General features: G+C 36.0%; 12 protein-coding genes. 8 read left to right on the top strand and 4 right to left on the bottom strand.

The features are described 5' to 3' along the window. Positions 1 to 11 precede the first annotated feature (11 nt). The 3 genes from P278_RS03855 to P278_RS03845 all read right to left on the bottom strand — a co-directional run bounded on the left by P278_RS03855 (position 12) and on the right by P278_RS03845 (position 7,398). Positions 12 to 3,251, bottom strand: a complete 3,240-nt coding sequence (locus P278_RS03855) for a SusC/RagA family TonB-linked outer membrane protein (protein WP_082436082.1) — start codon at positions 3,249 to 3,251, stop codon at positions 12 to 14. Positions 3,252 to 3,332: 81 nt separating this feature from the next. Further along, on the bottom strand, positions 3,333 to 4,247 hold the full coding sequence (locus P278_RS03850; RefSeq protein ID WP_038262644.1) for a dihydrodipicolinate synthase family protein: 915 nt from the start codon (positions 4,245 to 4,247) through the stop codon (positions 3,333 to 3,335). A 328-nt stretch (positions 4,248 to 4,575) separates the two neighbouring features. Then, on the bottom strand, positions 4,576 to 7,398 hold the full coding sequence (locus P278_RS03845) for a hypothetical protein (protein WP_038262634.1): 2,823 nt from the start codon (positions 7,396 to 7,398) through the stop codon (positions 4,576 to 4,578). 487 nt (positions 7,399 to 7,885) lie between these two features. Here P278_RS03845 and P278_RS03840 point away from each other — a divergent pair, with 487 nt between their 5' ends. Both P278_RS03840 and P278_RS03835 read left to right on the top strand, forming a co-directional pair. After that, on the top strand, positions 7,886 to 10,588 hold the full coding sequence (locus P278_RS03840; RefSeq protein ID WP_152973884.1) for a hypothetical protein: 2,703 nt from the start codon (positions 7,886 to 7,888) through the stop codon (positions 10,586 to 10,588). A 382-nt stretch (positions 10,589 to 10,970) separates the two neighbouring features. Beyond that, positions 10,971 to 11,513, top strand: coding sequence for a hypothetical protein (locus P278_RS03835; RefSeq protein ID WP_235444243.1), 543 nt, complete (start codon positions 10,971 to 10,973; stop codon positions 11,511 to 11,513). Between the two features lie 179 nt (positions 11,514 to 11,692). Here the strand turns inward: P278_RS03835 and P278_RS03830 are convergent, their stop codons facing one another. After that, entirely contained in the window at positions 11,693 to 13,468 is a 1,776-nt protein-coding gene (locus tag P278_RS03830; protein ID WP_038262628.1) for a hypothetical protein, read from the bottom strand. A 284-nt stretch (positions 13,469 to 13,752) separates the two neighbouring features. Here P278_RS03830 and P278_RS03825 point away from each other — a divergent pair, with 284 nt between their 5' ends. The 6 genes from P278_RS03825 (at position 13,753) to P278_RS03800 (ending at position 20,365) form a co-directional block, all read left to right on the top strand. Further along, positions 13,753 to 14,604 carry an AraC family transcriptional regulator gene (locus P278_RS03825; RefSeq protein ID WP_038262898.1) on the top strand — a complete coding sequence of 284 codons (852 nt, stop codon included), beginning with the start codon at positions 13,753 to 13,755 and terminating at the stop codon, positions 14,602 to 14,604. An 85-nt stretch (positions 14,605 to 14,689) separates the two neighbouring features. After that, on the top strand, positions 14,690 to 16,024 hold the full coding sequence (locus P278_RS03820) for an amidohydrolase (protein ID WP_038262625.1): 1,335 nt from the start codon (positions 14,690 to 14,692) through the stop codon (positions 16,022 to 16,024). Between the two features lie 378 nt (positions 16,025 to 16,402). Next, a complete protein-coding gene (locus P278_RS03815; RefSeq protein ID WP_082436081.1) occupies positions 16,403 to 17,269 on the top strand; it encodes a TolB family protein in 867 nt (288 codons plus the stop codon). Between the two features lie 66 nt (positions 17,270 to 17,335). Further along, the gene (locus P278_RS03810; RefSeq protein WP_038262619.1) at positions 17,336 to 18,154 is read left to right on the top strand and encodes an alpha/beta hydrolase; all 819 of its coding nucleotides are present in this window, start codon (positions 17,336 to 17,338) and stop codon (positions 18,152 to 18,154) included. Positions 18,155 to 18,214: 60 nt separating this feature from the next. Further along, on the top strand, positions 18,215 to 18,916 hold the full coding sequence (locus P278_RS03805) for a hypothetical protein (protein WP_038262618.1): 702 nt from the start codon (positions 18,215 to 18,217) through the stop codon (positions 18,914 to 18,916). A gap of 30 nt (positions 18,917 to 18,946) precedes the next feature. After that, positions 18,947 to 20,365 (top strand): serine hydrolase, encoded by a 1,419-nt coding sequence (locus tag P278_RS03800; RefSeq protein WP_051413390.1) that lies wholly within the window; start codon positions 18,947 to 18,949, stop codon positions 20,363 to 20,365. Positions 20,366 to 20,390: the final 25 nt, after the last annotated feature.

The following is a 20,390-nucleotide window of genomic DNA, read 5'->3' as shown; positions in this document are numbered from 1 at the left end:
GTTAATTATTTTTAAAATGTTACGTTTAATCCCAAAGTAAAAGTTCTTGGTAATGGAAATCTACCAGTGTCAAAACCTCCACTTTCAGGTGCTGCTCCGGAATAACCACTGATATAGGCCAAATTGGATCCGGTTGCATACAGTCTTAAGTTTTTAATAAAATTGTCAAAAACTGTAGTTGGAACGTTGTAGCTTAAAGTTACTTCACGAAGAGCGAAGTAATCTCCTTTTTCCCAATACCTGCTTGAGCCTCTTTTATGGTTAGCCTGGGGATCCGTAAAATCATATCTAGGTACGTTGGTTTGTGTATTTTCCGGAGTCCATGAGTTTAAAACTTCCACTGGTGAATTCTGGTTACCCTGTACCTGCGACATTCCTCTAACACGTAAGTCATTCTGAATGATATGACCGGTTGCAAAATCTGTCTTTACGAATAAGTTAAAATTCTTATAAGACAGGTCTGAAGTAAATCCTCCAATAAAATCAGGTGTTGTTCTTCCCAATACCTCTCTATCGTATGAATTAATTACATTATCACCATTGACATCCTTCCAGGCCACATCGCCGGGATAACGCTGTGTAGGGTTTCGCAGGAATGCATCTTCCCTGGTGACATGCTCATCAACCTCTTCCTGATTGGCATATACATATTCTTGTACATACCCAACAACTACATCGTATCCTACGCGCTCACCTTCCTGAAGACCACCAACCCATACAAGCTCTCCTTTGTTCGGATCCCAGATCTGTGTTCCGCCTTGTCTGTTCTTTTCATTATCATTCTCAGGTAACTTATGAGCAAAACTCTTTTGTGTAAAAAAGGTTGCACCCAGGTTCCACTTTAGATCCTGACCATCTATCACTCTGGCATTAAGTTCAAGCTCTAAACCTTTATTCCTCAAGGTACCATTGTTTGTAGTAATACTGCTAAAGCCAGTCCATAGCGGCAGGGTTAATCCGGCTAACTTATCCTTTACATCTTTTATGTAATAATCTGCCAATAGACTAATTCTATTATTGAAAAACCCTAAATCGAATCCCATATTAAGGGTTGTAGAACGCTCCCATCTCAAGTCCAGAAGTGGCAGTGATGTATTTGCATATCCGGTCTGCCCGTTATAAGTTCCGGTATCACTATAAGTTCCGAAAACTGAGAAGTTTCCAAAATTATCTACATTACCATTCACCCCATAACTTACTCTTGGTTTTAAGGTACTCACCACTTCACCTATTTTAGAACCTTTAAGGAAGGACTCATTATGTAAATTCCATCCTAAGGATGCACCTGGGAAGAAACCGTATTTATCATTCCCTAACCTGGAAGTACCATCTCGTCTGAAGGTCAACCCGAGAAGTAATCGATTATCATAGTCATAATTCACCTGCCCAAAGGTTGATACAATCGAATAATAGGTTTTATAAGAAGAAGGAACACCCGCCGCCTCGGCTCCGGCATTCATCGTGACAATTAAATCGGTGGGAGATAAACGGTTCCTTGCATTAAAATTAAAGAAATTTTCTTTAAAATATTCAGCGCCCAGAATCGCGTCTACATTATGATTTTCGCCAAAGGTCTTTTTATAGTTGAACATTGCCGTTAGCTGATTTCTCATGGTACGACTATGACTGGCTGAAGCTTCTCTCACCGTATTCAGAGAACCTGCATTAAGATAGGCCTTATTGAATGATTCGTTTGAATTATTTATCGTAAAATGACTTCCTCTCAAGGTAAACCTTAAATCTTCATATATATCCCAATCCAGGTTAACTGAAGCCGTTAAGCGTTGCTCTAAATTTTCTCTAATGAACTTATCCTTATAATATAACGGGTTTCCGAAACTAACATTAGTTCCCGGATTATATTCATTGCTTAAACTACCATCAGGATTATTATTATAAATTCTTGATGTAGGTGGCTGTCCTGCCGCTCTCTGAAATACCCAATTATCATTGTTAAGGTATGTGCCATTATATTTAGAATGTGCATAAAGAACGTTTGAAGATACCTTAACATTATCCAATACCTTATATGAGCCATTAAAAGTACCTGAATACCTTTCGAATCCGGAACCAAAAACAAGTCCTTCATTATCCAAATATCCTAAACTCAAATAATAAGTTCCTTTATCGTTTCCGCCATCAAATGAAAGGGTATGGTCGCTTATAGAACTATCCTGGAAAAACAACTCAGACATATCATTAGCCTGAAATAATAAAGTACGTGTAGGATCTACCGGATCGGCTACTGTTTGCCACCCCGGATAATTTAACAGATACCTGTTACTATCCGTTAAAATTTGAGTTGTGAACGGTGAATCTGTAGTATTATTACCGATCCCCATTCCCTGGGCTCCATCTAAAAACTGCTGAAAACCCCCAGGATAAATTCGCTGGTAATTTAAAATAGCCTGTCTGTTGTAAGTAACATAATCTTTGGCACTCAAGTAATCGAAACCTGTTCTCAGTTTATTAATTGAGTATTTATGTCTGTACGTAATACTCGATCTACCTTCTTTACCCTTTTTGGTTGTAACCAGGATTACTCCGTTTGCAGCTCTAGCACCATAAATAGCAGTTGAAGCAGCATCTTTTAATACTTCGATAGACTCAATATCATCAGCGTTAAGAGCGAAAAATGAGCCTGGTACTCCATCGATTAAAATCAACGGATTACCCCCGCCTCCAAAAGCGGTACCTCCTCTCAACTGAATGGCAGGAGTTGCTCCTGGCTGACCCGTGGTCTGTGTTACTCTTAATCCAGCAACCGTACCTTGTAATGCGGTAGCTGCGTTAGAAACTGACGCACTTTCTAACACCTGGGTATCTAATTTAGAAACCGAGGTTGCCATGGTATTCCTTTTTTGGGTAGAATACCCTGTAACCACCACTTCGTCTAAAGTAGAGGTGTCTGCAGCCAGGGTTACATTAAATTCGGTTTTAGCTCCTACTTTAATTGATTGTGTGGTGTACCCCACATAGCTTATGACTAAAATGTCATCCTGGCTTGCCTGAATAATAAAATTTCCGTCAAAATCTGTTTGAGTTCCATTCGTCGTTCCCTTAATAAGGATGGTTGCTCCAGGAAGCGGCGTACCATTCTCATCTACTACAGATCCTTTCAATTCTTTTTGTTGTGCATAAATTCCTGTCACCAACAACATTGCGAAACAGAAAATCCCGCGCCCCTTAGTCCGAAAGACTTTTTCTAAGGACAGAATCTTTACCTTAATTTGTCTCAAAAAATAATTCATAAAAAATTGTTTGGTTAATAAATAATTAATGATGGTTAGCAATTAAATTGTATTATGTACTACATATATTTATAAAAATTTTTAGTTACACTTAGAGAAGTTTGGAGCTGTCAATCCATATTCCTCCATTTTAAGCTGTGCATTTTTTAAATCCTTTTCAGACAGTGTTGCATGCGGAAATCTGCTTGGGCCACAATCTAACCCCAAAAGCTTCATAAAGCTTTTACCCGCACCATTGAATCCCCCGTATCCATCCAGGATCTGAACGAATTGAACAGCCATGTTCTGCAGCTCATTAGCTCGTTGATAGTTTTTTAACTCAAATACTTTATATATCTCGGTATACAAAGGTGCCAAATGATTATATGTGCTTCCCACCCAGCCTTGCCCTTCCAGACTCAGGCTATTTACAAACATCTCATCTATACCGAAAAAAAGTTCCAGGTCCTTGCCCTCTTTACGCTTATACTGTAAGCACTGCTGAAAATCAACAAAGTCATTATGCGTAAACTTGACCCCTCTGAAATTTGGAATTTCCTCATAAGCCAGTTGAACAAAATCGTGCATTTTAAAATAAGTTCCGGATAATACCGGAATATGATAGTAGTAAAATGGAAGTTGAGGAGCTGCTGCAGCTACTTCTTTACAATATTGAACCAATTGATCTAAAGTACGTACCTTAAAATAATAAGGCGCAATTACTGCTATACCGTCAGCAAGACCGGCTGAATGTCGGGCTAGTTCAACAGCTTCAAGAAGGGAAGTATGACCAACGTGATTAATCACCTGAAAGCCTTCACTCCTATGGGCACTCCATGCCTTCATGATATTCTTACGTTCATTGGTGCTCAACGAAACAAAGTCTCCAGTAGAGCCATTAATAAAGGCTCCCTTTATATTATTAAATTTTAAAAAGTCTCCATATCCCTCAATAACCTCAAGGTTTAAACTTAAATCGCTATGCATCGGAGCATAGGTAGCAGCTATCAAATTCATTTTAATGTATTATGTATTACATATACAAAAGTATTAAAATTTATTATTTATCATAATTTTTCATAAAAAATTTAAAGATTCGTGTTTAATGAAGTCATTTGAAGATAAAGTAAAAAATGCTCGTAATAGTGGACTATACCCATGTATAGTCCTGATGAAGTATTAAACCGATAGTTTTGGATCAGGTCAATGGATGCTTTTAAAAAGCTGCAAGCCTGAGCAATAAAAATAATCTACTGATACGAAAACATCATGACCTCCTTTTACGCATAACTATTAAATCATAATCAAGCTAAATCAATATTCTATTTACGTAGTTGACTATCGGCTATTTTATAATGATATAGCTATAATCATTTGCCGGAACCTGAACTGAAATATCCATGCTATAGTCTCTGTTTAATTTAACTTTGGTTTTATAGCCTCCTTTCATTTCGATAGCAACTTTATCTTTAATTCCGGTATAATACAATGGTACATTTAAATGCTTTGTAATAACCTTATTCGTAGGATTAAATACCATAAGAAGTCCTTTCTCTTCACCTTCGGGGTTCACATTCAACCAATAATCAAGATCATAGCCATTAGCTCTTTTTAAATGAATTAAATCTCCTTCCAAAACCTCTCTATGCTTTTTATACCAGTTAACCATTTTTTTGACCATCTGTTCAGTAGCCGGAGTGTCGTATAATCGAGGTCCTCTGTAACACGCCTGTACTCCTGCTCCCAGGTTATTTGCCATCATCATTTCATAGTGATCCAAATGCTCATTTAAAGGTTCTATCGTTGCTGCAGCTCCTCCACCGTGATATTCGGTTAATGGCACAAACATCCACCCCATAGAGGAGGTTTTCTCCCAGGTGCCATCAAAGATGTTCTGACGTGCATGAATTAGCTGTTGTTCTCTTGGCAAGCTCCAATTTACTTCGCGGTATCCCATTGCACATTTATTTCCACCAGCCATATAATAAAAATCTGGGATATTCAGGTAAATCCCTTTAGAACGGCACCATTGATAGAACTCAGCTATCCTCTGATATTGGTTCCATCGTGAATCCTCCAAACCCTTGTGACCTGGATGTTGATGAGAAGTACAGATATCACCCGGGTAAGACCCATCATGTTCTAACAATGCAAACCCTGAAGACTCATAAAACTTATATAATTTTTCAAAATACGTCTGTCCCCATGTACTCTCAAGGCAAGGAGAGTTTCCGAAGGTAGGTCGTTCCCCCGGTGGCATAACCACGTCATTTCCACCCCCAACACGTCTTGAAGCGAGCAGTGAATATCCTCCAATTTCAATGCCTTTACTTTTCGCATAATCGGCATATTTCTTCATTTTATTTAAATACTCTTCACTGTCGTCTTCAATATTGAATCCACTTCCAAAGGTTAATATCACCATCTCAAAACCGACTTCTGCAGCCTGATCTATGGCCTTTTTAACCCTGTCCCAATCGGCAAATCTAGCATGCATCATTAATGGATTTTCAGTCGTCCACGGTGCTAAAGTTCGATACATCTTTCTTAATGCCAAACCTTGTCGTTCTCTATCATAAGAGTCATGAAGAAGTACAAACGTACGGAAAGAAGTAAAGGTTTCACCTTTCTTTACTAATTGATCAGGACCTAATTCAGGACCAACATCCAGTAAACAAGGGGTTTTCCTTAAATAGTTCACCTGGGTTTCATAATCCGGATCCGTGGTCCATCTTACGGCATGATGATTGGCATCCTTTACAGACATACTTGCAAAAGCATAATCGGTTTCTACATGAATATTCGGTTCTGGAATTTCATATTCCCTGTCCTCTACTTGTGAAGCGTATTCAACTGCCGCTATAATCTCACTGGTAAATTTATTAACTGTAATATCTTTATCTCCCAGGTTTTCGATACTAATCCATTTAGCGATTACCGGAAGGCCATCATAAACCTCATAATGAACAGAAAGCTTCAAATCTTCTTTACTAAGGTCATCATTTACAACCTCTGAAACTTCCCCATAAGCTGCATAATCCATCACTTGTAAACGCACCAATTCACCTTCATTATTTTCAGCGTCGAGACCTTCTCCCTTTCCATTCGTCTTTCCAATTCGAACTTTTTGAGGCATACTTTCAAACACATCAAGTTCCGCAACTGAAATCCACGATCCCCCTTTTCGCTTAGCTTCACAATAAATCTTGTCATCAGTAATACGATATCTCAGACTCCATGGCACACTAATATCCAATGACTGACGACCACCGGCAGCCTTATGTGACTTTTCACCATCCCATAAGCCAAACATAGCAATTCCATCATCATAGGTATTACCGCCTGGACGTATATAAAATTTTACCGTTTTATCAGGCCATACCAGGGTAATACCCGGACCAAACTCCATCGATTTATCGGTGCCTAAATTAAAAGTAGCCTCAATAATTCTTGTAGATGGATCTACCGCTCTTTCTGCATAAACAGCCGTATTAGCCGGGGTGTAAATTTCTCCAATTTTACCTTCATTTTGAAAAGATGACCGCTCATGAGAATTGGAGTAAAAAACACTCCATGAGTCATCTAATGTTTTAAAATCCGTCTGATACTTTAAGGGTCTGGAAAAATCACTCGGAAGCAGCCCATTCCCTTTTATCAAACCTTCATAACCGGGTAATTCATAATCCATCCTCAAATGAATACCTTTAGGTGGCCATGGGGTATTACTATTTCTTGCATACCGTACTTGTTTCCACTCAAATGGAGCTTTTGGTTCACTGATTTCGTATCCAACAAATTGCATGGAGGAAGGATCTGATGTCATATCATTGAGCCATTCCGGATTTAAAAAAGCATAATTAGGCTGTCCTTTCAAGCCTCCAACATCATATTTAATTCCATTAATAGTTACTCTTGCCTCTGGTTTCACTCCTCTCAAAAATGATTCTCCACTACTAACATTTTCTAATTTTATAGTAGCAGCATTGGGTTGTAATCTAAACACACGCTTTACCAGGCCGTTAGATATTTCAAGCTCATTCACCTCTTTATTCTCATAAATTTGTGTCCTGTATGAGTTGTTGTTGATTAACCAGTCAGTCTGAGCTAATATTGATAATGGTAATAAAAGAAAAGCAACTATTCCAATAAAAAGTCTTCTTGTAAGCATTTCAAAATTTGAGTTGGTGTTAATTTTAAATTATCTGTGTAATGCTATAAAAATATTATTTTTATTATCAAGAAAAAAAATTCAACCTATAGTATTTTAAGTTTTTAAAACAACAGAGTCTATATCGCTATCCTAAATAAAAACAACAAACTGAATAACAATATATTACAAATAGATAAATCAATTTAAAATATTCTGTAAACCTTTCGATTTCTGAATTAAGAGTCAACCCAATTTTTACTTATACGAAAGTTTTAAAATAAAATTAGTCAGTGTTTGACTGGTTTTACTGCATTAACCTTGTTTCAAAAGGGTGGTACTTTTCATTCCTTAATCGCTCAATTAACTAATAATTTGATTCCTCCATATGTCAATATCCAATTTAAAAGTTAAACCTGGATGATTATAAATTGAAATTACACTACCTTTAAAGTAAAGCGATTAAAAACCACAGTTGTTTCCTTTACCAAAATATAACTTTTTTAAGGTGACTAAGCTATTTAGTTTGCTGGCTGTGCTAATTCCTTATTTTTTATATTCGCAAGCCTTTGAAAATTCTCTTGATTTAGCATCACCAGAGAAAGTATACCTTCAACTCTCCTCAAAAGTCTATGCGATAGATGAAGAAATTTGGTTTAAAGCTATTGTTACAGATGCCAAACATCACACGAATGAAATATATAGTAGTTTACTTTATGTAGAATTAATTGATGCTGAGGGTCAGATCATCGATCAAAAAAAATTAAAATTATCAATGGGAATAGGATACGGATCCTTCCTATTAAATGAGAACCTCTCAGATGGTCGTTATCTTATTAGAGCTTATACCCGGTGGAACAGAAATTTTGGTAAAGACTTTATTTACGAATCTTATATCAACCTGATTTCTAACACAAAAGATAATACAAACAAACTCATAGACTCCCTTTTAATCGTAGAAGACAATTCAAACAATTATCTATTGAAAGGCAGGCTGCTTCATGAAAACTATACCTCCAAATCAAAATCAGAAAATCTAATGGTTCATTTAAAGTGGGAAAATGGACAGGATTCATTCAAAATAAAAGCAAAAAAGGAACCGTATTATCAATTTGAGCATGAGATTAACGGTCGTCCCGATTGGATAAGCGTCTCTATCAATGAAATGGGAATAAGACAAAAAGAATCGATCGTTCTTAAAAACTCAATTGATCTACAGTTTTTTCCGGAGGGTGGCCATCTCATTCACGGCGTCCTTAATAAAATAGGCTTCAAAGCCATAGATGTTAGTGGAAAAGGAATCTTTGTACAGGGGGGCATTTATGATCAAAGTGAACAATTAATTTGCAGTTTTGACAGTAATCACCTAGGTATGGGGGTCGTTTCTTTTCAACCGGATTCTAACAGAACTTATCATGCCAAAATACTATCTAAGGATTTTCAAAACGACAGAATCTATGCACTACCACCTGTCATGGCAAAAGGTTCTATATTATCAATATCCAGAATTAATAAGCATATAAGACTGAATGTATTTTCGAGCCTGAAGACCACCGATTATATTCATATTAAAATCTCCTGTCGGGGAGTCGATTACTATTTAATCGAAGGTCCTTTAAAAAATGGTTATTTGACGAAGGATTTCTTAGCTGAAAAACTCCCGGAAGGCATTCTTGTGTTTACCTTAATGGATAAGTCAAAGCGGCCTGTTTCTGAACGATTATTTTTCAACAGCACAAGTAAGCATCGATTAAATTTTAGTCTGAAGTCTGATAAAAGTTTATATACACAAAGAGAACCATTAAATATAAAGGTTAAACGTTCTCAAAACGAAACCATAGCTTCAAAAGCTGATATGTCTGTATTGGTCATTAATAAAAAGCTCTGGAATATTAAAAAATTCGAGAGCATCCGATCTTATTTTTTATTAAGTTCAGAACTTCGAGGAGCCATTGAAGAACCTGATTTTTATTTTAGAGGAAATGAATCTAATCGAATTGAGGATCTTGATGCCTTATTGTTAACTCAGGGATGGCGTAATTATAAATATCCTGTACAGAAAACTACACAGCGGTTCTTCTGGCCGGAAAATAATATTTCGGTTAACGGGCACATAATTTCTAATAACCATAAATCATCTCCTAAAAACATAAACGTTAGTCTCATAACTTTTGGGAAGAACCCTTCCTTTTATAGCGCTGTAACTGATAGTATCGGAAGGTTCGAATTCCCTCTTTACAACACCTCCAATCGTGCAATGAGAATTCTTCTGAGCGCGAAGGATTCCACAGGAAATTCCAATTACAATATTGTATTAAATACTACTGATCCTCCAGCTATATCGTTTAATCATAAGCCGGATTTTAGCGAAACAGGATTTACGACAAAAGCAGCTAAAACATTATTCAGGCAAAGAAATATATCATACCAGGCTATGGACCTTCCAAATGATGTTACAGCATTAGAAGAAGTCGTGGTCTCTGAACGCAGATTAACTCCACTACAGCTTAAATTGAATAAAAAATATGGGGCTCCGGATGTGATAATATCAGGTGACGAAATCAAAAAGAAAGAAAAAAAATGGTCTTACGGACTTTATAGCATTCTACTCTTTAACTATGGAGATCAAATAGAAATTGAGAATTTTTCGGATGGATTCATGCTTGCTCATATTCGCGGCGGACGTGGGGAACCTACGCTTCTTATGGCTGATGGCAGATTACTTGAAAAACATGAATATGACAATGTTCCACATATATCTCCAGATATTATTGATCGGATCGAATTAATTAAATATGCCAAATTCTTTAAATCACATTTCTTAAAAGTATTTCCTGAAACCAATCCTTTAGAGGCACCTCCATTGGGGCACATAATCTCTATTGTGACTAAAGAAGGTAAGGGTATTTATGCATCCCGAAAGCCTCAACCCGGTACCATTCATTCTTCCATTAAGGTATTTGACACGGTTAAGGAATATTATACCCCTAAGCACACTACTTTTTCCGAAAAGGAATCTGATATTGGTGATTATCGATCATTGATTTACTGGAATCCAAGTATTTCTATACAACCCGGTGAAACCAAAACTATAAATTTTTTTAATGGAGATATAACTGGTAAACACCTCATTATTGTAGAAATGATTACAGAAGATGGACGTATAGGTTATCGAGAACTTCCGTACGAGGTTATTTCTAAAATTCCTTGATCTAAAAGAGTCGCTCAATTTCCAAATTCACTTTCAACTCCTTGGTTTTAATATATTATCCTATAAAATACTAAGTAGACATGTTACCAAGGTGGATAATTCTACTCCTTAAAACAAAGTTCATAACATTAGGCAATTCGTTATTTTTCTTTATAATTTTGAAGCTCTTATAGTGTAAAATACCCGATAATCAATAAGGCAATTAATAAGTACCACTCATAGATTTATTTATATTTTGGAACACCGATTTTATTCAAAGTCAAAAAACAAACAAAATCAAATTCAATTATTCATTGCTCTTGGTGCACTTACGGTCATTATAATTTTATGCTACCTTTCATGGGCAACGGGTATCTATTTAATTGGTTTATTCACGTTTCCGATGGTTCTAACCATAATTGCTCCTTTTTTTGATGTTCCTTCCCTTAAAGAAAATGGAAAATTGACATACCACTCAAATCTTTTTCTTTCGGAGAAACCCACCTCTGGGGTTATAAAAATACATGGAGGCACCTTATTTGATTATGTTTTTGTCATAGACAATAGCATGAGCGGAAGTCAAAGAACCAATTATATCATACATCAATATCTCGAAGGAATTTTAGATTTGATCGATCGTTATGATGAGTTCAAAGAAAAAGACCTCAAAATAAGAGGAACGAGTTATATAATTAATGAACGCACAGGAAGACGAATAGGATTCAAAACCATTGAGACCGATAACATTCAGAAAATCATATTGATCTTTAACTATTTTAATGTAATGCTTACATATTGCATTGCCAAAGGCAGGCTATCATTCCCCAATTTAAATCACACCAGAACTTTCGAAACCTCTTTATCCCAATTAGTTGCGCATAGAAAACATATAAATGAGCTAAATAAAAAATTTAAAAAAATAAGTACCCGATCGTTTATGAAATAATTAAGCAACAAATCCTTGTCGCTCTTTCTCTGTTGAAAGAATATGCTTTAAGATCTTAATTAACATTAAAAAAGGAAGCCATTTTCGATACTCCCTTTTTTATTTTTCACTTAACTACTACTACTTATTAGGTTTAAGCAGCAGTTTTCAAATTCGATAATATGATTAACAAGGCTTTGTTATAGAGAAGTTTCCTCTAACTTAAATTTAATCTCATTTAACTCCTTCATCCAGTTATTCCCTTCGTTATTATCAAAAACTTTCTTAGCATTAAATAATGATTGGTAGTACTCAATTCCTTTTAACAGATTTACTTTAAACAGTCTCATTTTCTTTTGGTTTAAGACAGATTGACCATTTACATTCTTTTTTAACTCCTTTTCGAAATAATTAAAATTAAGCATCAATTCTTTCACAAACATATTTGGACGATTAACGTTTTTTAATAAATCATGCTTTCCATAAATATGTCCAATCATATCCAATAAGCTCACCTCTTTGTTAAAATAAGCCATATTGGGACCTGGACACACAACGACACCCTGAGCTTCCTGCTTTACCGGGATTTCACAATCGATGTATGCAGGATTTGCCAATCCCACACACAAACAAGATTTTTCGGTAATCGCTCTTTTTTTATTGGCTATTTCTTCCGGATTGAGGTTTTCGGACAATAACTCATTGAGTTTACGCTGTTGAAATTTTCGGGAGGCTGTGCATTGTCCCTTATTTGCATATTCATAGTTTAAGGCAAGGTGCTTTTTTGGGCACGAGCTACCAGCTTTACTATTTTCTATTCTTTTCTGTTTAAGATGCTCATTTGTTGTATTTCTCACTGTATTAAATGGAACTCCAAGTGGCGATATATTACTGAGGTATAATTCTTCCTCTTTAGCTTTCATCAACAATTCTCTTGTTTCTGTATCAACCAGTGTGGCTTCCGGAACCAGTAAAAAAGGAGAACCCCACCCTACAGAATCGACCTTAAAATAATCTGTTAAAAACTGATGTTCCTCTGAAGTTCCCACGCCTCCCTGGACACTAATTTTTAAGTTCATAGGGACTTCAGGCACAAACTTCCCATCCATTTCCAGTGTTTTAATCAGACTCTCGTGCAGCTGATTTTGAAGCTCGACTTTTCTTTGTTTGAATTCCTCTAATACAGGTCCTAACAAATTTCCATCACTTGCAAAGGCATGGCCTCCGCAATTCAATCCTGATTCTATTCTGAATTCAGACACCCACAGTCCTTTTTTAGCCAGAAATAGACCTTGAATTAGAGCTGATCTATAATCACTTACTTTTAGAATTATTTTCTTTTTTAAATAACCATTTTTATCCGGATAGAAATCACTAAAAGTAGCCAGATAGCTGTAAAGTCTTGGATTCATCCCAGCCGAAAAAACCACAGAAGATTCCAAACTACTGGTGGCAAAACCTCTCAATGCTGCATGAGCATCATTAAACTCAACCCCTAACTTTTTATTACCGACATAATTTTCTCTGTCGACCTTGGTCATTATATTGACATCTATTTTACCAGGGCATAACCATTTATCAAAGATACTTTTAAGTTCATTTTCAACATTATTCCCCTGATTCAACCACTTTTTAATATCAAGGCGCATTTCAGCCTTGGGTGCTATCATTTTCAAATACTTCTCTAATGAAGTGCGATCCTGAAGCAATTCTTGTTTAAAGATTTCAAACTTCTTCTTTACGATACTATCTAGTAAATTCAGATAAACAGAAATCCTTCGTGCTCTGTAATCTGTCATTTTCTTTGTAATGGCCTGATAAGGAAGCTTAAATCTTTTGCTATAATAAGCCCTCATGGATTCCATTAATTCATCATCAATAATGGAAACAACCGAATCTATACCATAATTAGCTACTCTCACGGGGCTATCAATTGTATAAGCCAATCCCATAACCGGGATATGAAAATCATGCATTTTTTATCCTTTTATTTAATTCTTTCTTTTTGAAAATCAAATTTGAAGTTTTGGCATGAGGGATCTTATGATAATTGTCATATTAAAAAGCATATAATTTCTCTATCTCCTACCGATGTTTTCAACAACTCCTTAGATACTACAACTAACATCATCTGGCAAACTACAAAAGTTTTTATCAGACGGCCTGAATTATAAATTTCACAAATTAACTTTAATCATCATACATTTAATGACTATATTACATCTCCGTTTTTTACGGTGGTAAAATAGATTGAATGCCTATGAAGAAAAGAGATGATGCACCTTTAATCAGTATCGAAGGATTCCGTAAAGGGCAAATTGCCGGACGTGAGGAAATAATATTTAACGAGCTTCATGGGGCGAGATCAATTGACAAGCCTCACAAGCACGATTTCTTTATTATTATTCTTTTCGATCAAGGGAATGGAATACACAACATCGATTCGCTGGATTATCCTATAGGCGATCATGAAATTCACGTATTGTTTCCAGGACAAATGCATAAATGGGAAATTCAAAGGGAAACGATTGCCTATCAATTAATGGTAGAGAAATCATTCTTTGAACATTTCTCACCATATTTCAGGTTCTCATTTACAAACTATCAGAATCATCCGGTGATACAATTAAGTGAACAGGCATTTAAGCTATTACTGTATGAATTTATCGCCATTAAAAACGAGTTGAAGCAACCTCAGTCTTTGGTACAGCTAATTAGTGCACGTGCAGCAGTAATCGCAGCTATAGTTAGTAGAGAGGCTGAATACACTTTTACAGAATTTAAGGTTTACCAAACCAATCCGCGACTTGCCAAATTCAATTTGCTTATTGATGAATTTTTTAAAGAACATAAATTTGTAGCATTCTATGCAGAAAAGCTAAACGTTTCCGCTAATTATTTAAACATTCTTTGTAAAAAGCATTTAAAAGTATCCGCTACAACACTCATTCAGCAACGCGTAATTACCGAGGCCAAAAGGTTATTACAAAGTACTACACTTTCTATTAAAGAGATAGCTTTCACACTAGGTTTTACAGATCATGCATATTTTTCAAACTTCTTTAAAAGTCAAACTGGAATAACCCCGAGTGGTTTTCGTGAAAATTTATAAATTTTACAACTGATCATCTAAATATTACACCTAAATACGTAAGGGTGTAACGTACCTTTACCCCCATCAAAGAAAAAATAGATTTATGAAAAATGCCAATATATCAAGGAAAGATTTTCTTAGAAACTCAGCATTAGGTCTGGCAGGATTATCCCTGACCCCGGCATTGGTAAAAGGACAATCTAAAGTTGAAAGTGGCGTACTTAAAAACCCCAAGACTACCAGTCGTTATACCCTTAAAAATGTACGGTTAGAGACCGGGTTCGTTTACGAAGATGGAGATGTTATTGCCACCAAAACTGATTTATTCTCAGTAGTAATTGCTAATGGTAAAATTGAAAGTGTTGGCGCCAATAAATCAGATGCTGATAGCATCGATGCTAAAAGCATGCTCATGCTTCCTTCTTTTAAAGACATGCATATTCATCTTGATAAAACTTATTATGGTGATAAATGGCAGGCAGTCAGAAGAAAAGGTGGTGTTAAAGGGATGATCGCATTAGAACAGCAAATGTTACCAGAAATGCTCAAAGACTCTACCTATAAGGCCGAAAAAATTATAGCGTTATTACAATCGAAAGGGAGTGCATTTGCAAGGAGTCATGTGAATATAGAGCCTACCTCCAGGTTACAATCTCTTAAAAACCTTCAAAAGGCTTTAGCCCATAAAGAAGAAGGATTCGGAGCCGAACTGGTAGCATTTCCACAACATGGTGTTTATTATACTGATACGGTCCCATTTATGAAAGATGCTGCACAGACCGATATTGATTTTATTGGTGGCCTCGATCCTTACAGTATTGATGGAGCAATTGAAAAAACAGTAGATTTTACGGTACAATTAGCTTTGGATCATAACAAAGGGATCGACATCCACTTACATGAAACAGGTGAATCTGGATTAAAAACGGTAGAATATCTGATTGACAAGGTAAATGAGAACCCGAACCTTAAAGGTAAAACTTACCTAAGCCACTGCTTTGTTTTAGGGAAATTAGATAAATCAAAACAACAGGAGGTCGCAGAAAAACTAGCAGCCGCACAAATAGGTATTGTCTCTACGATTCCATTTGGATGGCTTATTATGCCTATTCCGACTTTAACAAAATACGGAGTTGAAGTCATGACTGGTAATGATAGTATTGTAGACCACTGGAACACGTTCGGTACTGGAAGTGTACTCTACAAGGCAAATATAGCTGCTCAGCTATACGGTCAGGTATCCGAATTTGGGCTATCAAGAATGTTAAAATTAGCTACCGCAGGTCCAATTCCACTGGATGACAACGGAGCACAACAGTGGCCTAAAGCAGGAGATGAAGCAAATGTTATTTTAGTTGATGCCAGTTGCTCTGCAGAGGTAGTTTCTCGAATGTCGCCTATAGAATCATTGATTTATAAAGGAAACATTGTTTACTAAATAAATAATATTTTAAGGTTTCAGGTCTCTGTAGAATTAAAAGGAGACCTGAGACTTTTAGATCGCTTCCATAAAAAGTCTGTTTTTCGGACACCTCAAACAACAGGCAGAACTTCCGCCCCCTTATATCATATTCCTATTTGTTTTTATCAAAATTAAGGGTAGATCCTATTATCTCTGATCTATTAAAAACAAGTTACTAATCATTATTTATTGGAATTACATCCTCCTTCCCTTTTGATAATCAACACTTTCTTATAATTTTATAGAAATGAGCTTTTTATTACGAGATACCCTGGCAATTTGCAATGCGAACATCCAGGAAAATTAGCATTGCGAATTTAATCTTGGTTACTCCATAAAACAACCTATCACAAAATGAACAAACAATTGTTAGTTATGGTAATGGTGTTATCACTGTTGAATTGCAAAGCACAGGAGAAATACTTGTTGTTTTCATCAAGCAGGTCGGGCAACTCCGATATTTATGTCATGCATGTCGAAAACCAAACCCTAAAACAAATCACCAATTCTTCATCTGAAGAATGGGCTGGCACCTGGATAAACAACAATGAAGTATCATTTTTAAGGCAAGTAGGCGATAACATAACCAGACACAAAATTAAGATTTCAACTCAAAAAGAAACTCCTTTAGAACAACCTGAAAATTGTACGCTAGATGACAAAAACATTTTGTATGCTTCAAATGGCAGGCAACAACTTTATCAATGTCGGTCTGACATCTTTATTTTTGATTCCGAAACCCAAACAACCGTTAATCTTACCAAAGATGTTCCAGGAAACTCTCGTTATCCAAGTTGGAATTTTAATGGAGAGCAGATCATTTTCACCAATGATCAATCAGGAAACAATGATATTTATAGTATTCAACTTAAGACCAATTCCCTTACACGTTTAACGAACTATGAGTCCAATGACGAACGTGGTGATCTTTCACCCGATCAACAATTCCTGGTCTTTAGCTCTGATAAAGATCATCCCGGTAACCAGGATATTTTTATAAAGAACCTTAAAACCGGGGTGTTAACCAATATTACCAATAGTGAAGGTACCGAATTAATTGCCCGATGGAGTTCTGATGGAGAACGTATTTACTACGGTGGTAATAAAGATGGTAATTGGGAACTCTACCTTTACCACCTGAAAAATAAAAACACCAAGAGACTTACAAATAATGACGCTTTTGATGGTGACCCCAGAATTTATAAATTTGAAAAACATTAAATAACTTTAAGGTTGATTAAATTTCAACAATTTTTTTCATCTAACCACTTACTCATATTTCAGCTAATGAAAAATAAAATTTTAAGTTTTATTCTGCTCTTTACTGCAGCACTTGCATTCAGCCAATCCATTCCAAAACAACTAAGTGAAGAAGAATTCTCTATCGGGAAGACCATAGAAATTGAATCGAAACTATTACATGAGTCCAGAACCTTAAACATCTATTTGCCGTCAAGCTATATAGAGAACCAATCAAAAAAATATCCTGTTATTTATTTACTAGACGGTTCAAAAGACGAAGACTTTATCCATATCGCCGGTATTGTACAATTTGGTTCTTTTTCCTGGATAGAAATGGTTCCGGAATCTATTGTTGTTGGCATTGGTAATGTAGATCGCAAAAGAGATTTTACTTATCCATCTACTCTGGAGATTGATAGAAAAGAATTCCCAACCTCCGGGAAGTCTGCCCAATTTATCAATTTTATCAAGGAAGAACTACAGCCTTTTATAGACGCTAATTTTCGCACTGAAAACAACAAAACACTTATCGGGCAATCCCTTGGTGGACTTCTCGCAACGGAAATATTATTTAAAGAGCCGGAGCTTTTTAGTAATTATATTATTATAAGTCCGAGTCTTTGGTGGGACAACGAAAGACTTCTCGACTATAAACCCTCTGAGGTAAAAACAGGGAAATCAATATATATTGCCGTCGGTAAGGAAGGTGATGTTATGGAACGTACGGCCAAAACTCTTTATGAGAAAATAAAAGCGGAGCGAGGAAAAAACACCAAGTTGTATTTTGAATTTTTAGCAGATAAAACCCATGGAGATGCTTTACATGAAGCCGTATATCATGCTTTTGAAAAAATTTTCGAATAAAGTCATTCAATGGAGCTTATAAAAGCCTTTACCTGAATATTGTGTTTAAAAAATAGAACTATGGAACAACAAATTAATTCATTAAAAAAAGTTCAAAAGATACAAACCCTTATCATTCTTCTGTTGATTGTTGCCATCATTTGGGTCTACCTTAATCCAAGAAATCAAGAATTAAAATCGAACGAAATTATACATTCCAAAGGCATTGTTATTCATGATAATGAAGGAAATCCAAGAATGGCAATCGGTTTTCCAGTTACCAATGAAGTCAGAGTACGAAAAGACACCTTAAACGGAATGGTCTTTTTAGATGATAAAGGAATGGACCGTATTCATTTAGGACCGCATGGAAAACTATTTCTGGGTGGTAACTATTACAATAGAACAAATAATGAAGGTTGGTCGCTGTTTTTTAATGACCCTAAAGGTGAAGAACGTTCCGGGTATGGATTCAGCGACAGCGATAACAGTATCGGACTGGGCATGGATTACGGAGGAGCTCATGGTGGTGAGGCCATCTATCTTTATGCAGCCCCACAAATAGCCTTTATGACCATCAATGCAGACTTACAAGACAAGCAAGGAATCCGGGATAGAATCGTATTATGGCATGAAACCGATAAAGATTTAAGCATTGCTAAAATTAGTGATGCAAAAAAAGACGGCAGAATAATTTTAAAAGCTGAAAACGGATCAAACCCTACCATTGAATACACTGATAGTCTTTTATACAAAGTAAACATCCATAAAAATCATAAGTAACGACAGGATATTAATACGTAAATTCCCCAAATGAAAACACAATTTTTATTTTACTTTTTTATTTGTACAATTTCAAATTTTTTATCCGCACAAGATTTACCCAGTGATGTATATCAGGAAATAGAAAGGAGGATTAAACTCGAAATTAATCCGAGCATATCCATCGGTATTCTATTACCTAATGGAGATACTAAATATCATTCATTTAGCATAGAAGAAGGAGTGATAAACGTAAAAACAGACAGCTTAACCCTTTATGAAATAGGATCTATCACAAAAACGTTTACGGCTACCCTTGCTCAGCTTTCTTTAAAGGAATCTATGAGTGTTTCGATTAAAGATTTTTTTCCAGATGTAGATAATTCAAATTTAGATCGAATCGAACTTTCGGAATTGCAAAATCACATTGCCGGAATACCCCGCTTGTCGGCACAATTCACTCCTGATGATTGGTCTGATCCGTTTAATGGATATTCAGACAGCTTATTAAACATTGAATTACAAAGCTTAAAAACAGATACTTTAAAGGTTTGGAGATACTCGAACCTGGGTTATGGCATTTTGGGAAAAATCGTAGAAAAATCTACCAACAGAACATTTGAAGATCTCATGGGCGGACTACTGTTAAAAGCAGACATGACCAATACCTATCTTAATCATCAGTCAGCTATAATTAACATTATTGCTCAACCAACCAACATGGGTACTCAAAATAGTTATTGGAACTTTACAGGTCCTAGCAGATATGCCGGTGGACTGATAAGCTGTACCAGAGACCTCATTCACTATTTAAAATATCAGCAAAAGTTTAATTCTTTATTTACCCCGAATAGTATAAACAAACTGATTCCTACTGGAATTACAGATTTGGGGAAAGATCGTCTTTTTTACAAAGACGGATGGTTTGTATTTAACCCGGAGCAGCATACTCAAATTTTATTTCATAATGGTGGCACCGGAGGTTACCGATCTTTTCTGGGCTTTAATAAAGAAACAAAGTTTGGTGTAGTGATACTAACAAACTCTGGGAATTTAGTTGATGATATTGGTCTAAAACTCCTCTATCCTGATTTTCAGTTAAACCACCCGGAAAGAACCATTGCCTATGAACTGGCAGATATTATAGACCAAGGAAACCCAAAGAATTTAGTCGCTACATATAAACAACTTAAGGCTGAAGAATACCCTGGAAACATCCTTAATATTTACTGGCTCGAACGATTCTTCTTTGGAAAAGGTAAATATGCCATTAGTCATCAGTTAAGTAATATTATGGTAATGGAATTACCTGATGACTGGGAAGTCTTTGAGATCAATGGTCAAAATCTGGAAAAATTAGAACGGTATGAGGAAGCCATTATCGCTTATAAAAAGGCATTGAAGCTCAATCCGGGAAACACCCTATTGATAGATCACATCGAACGCTGTAAAACATTAGGCAAATCCTAATAATTTGCCTTTACCAAGCAAAGCA

The organism is Zhouia amylolytica AD3 (genome assembly GCF_000511935.2).
Classification (GTDB): Bacteria; Bacteroidota; Bacteroidia; order Flavobacteriales; family Flavobacteriaceae; genus Zhouia; species Zhouia amylolytica.
The sequence above is the reverse complement of the archived record's forward strand: the minus strand, read 5'-3'. Positions and strand labels throughout refer to the sequence as shown.

Coding starts and splice junctions, on each gene's coding strand:
- P278_RS03825 (WP_038262898.1), top strand. CDS start 13,753: ATGAAGAAAAGAGATGATGCACCTTTAATCAGTATCGAAGGATTCCGT.
- P278_RS03820 (WP_038262625.1), top strand. CDS start 14,690: ATGAAAAATGCCAATATATCAAGGAAAGATTTTCTTAGAAACTCAGCA.
- P278_RS03855 (WP_082436082.1), bottom strand. CDS start 3,251: ATGAATTATTTTTTGAGACAAATTAAGGTAAAGATTCTGTCCTTAGAA.
- P278_RS03810 (WP_038262619.1), top strand. CDS start 17,336: ATGAAAAATAAAATTTTAAGTTTTATTCTGCTCTTTACTGCAGCACTT.
- P278_RS03800 (WP_051413390.1), top strand. CDS start 18,947: ATGAAAACACAATTTTTATTTTACTTTTTTATTTGTACAATTTCAAAT.
- P278_RS03845 (WP_038262634.1), bottom strand. CDS start 7,398: ATGCTTACAAGAAGACTTTTTATTGGAATAGTTGCTTTTCTTTTATTA.
- P278_RS03850 (WP_038262644.1), bottom strand. CDS start 4,247: ATGAATTTGATAGCTGCTACCTATGCTCCGATGCATAGCGATTTAAGT.
- P278_RS03815 (WP_082436081.1), top strand. CDS start 16,403: ATGAACAAACAATTGTTAGTTATGGTAATGGTGTTATCACTGTTGAAT.
- P278_RS03835 (WP_235444243.1), top strand. CDS start 10,971: ATGGTTCTAACCATAATTGCTCCTTTTTTTGATGTTCCTTCCCTTAAA.
- P278_RS03830 (WP_038262628.1), bottom strand. CDS start 13,468: ATGCATGATTTTCATATCCCGGTTATGGGATTGGCTTATACAATTGAT.
- P278_RS03805 (WP_038262618.1), top strand. CDS start 18,215: ATGGAACAACAAATTAATTCATTAAAAAAAGTTCAAAAGATACAAACC.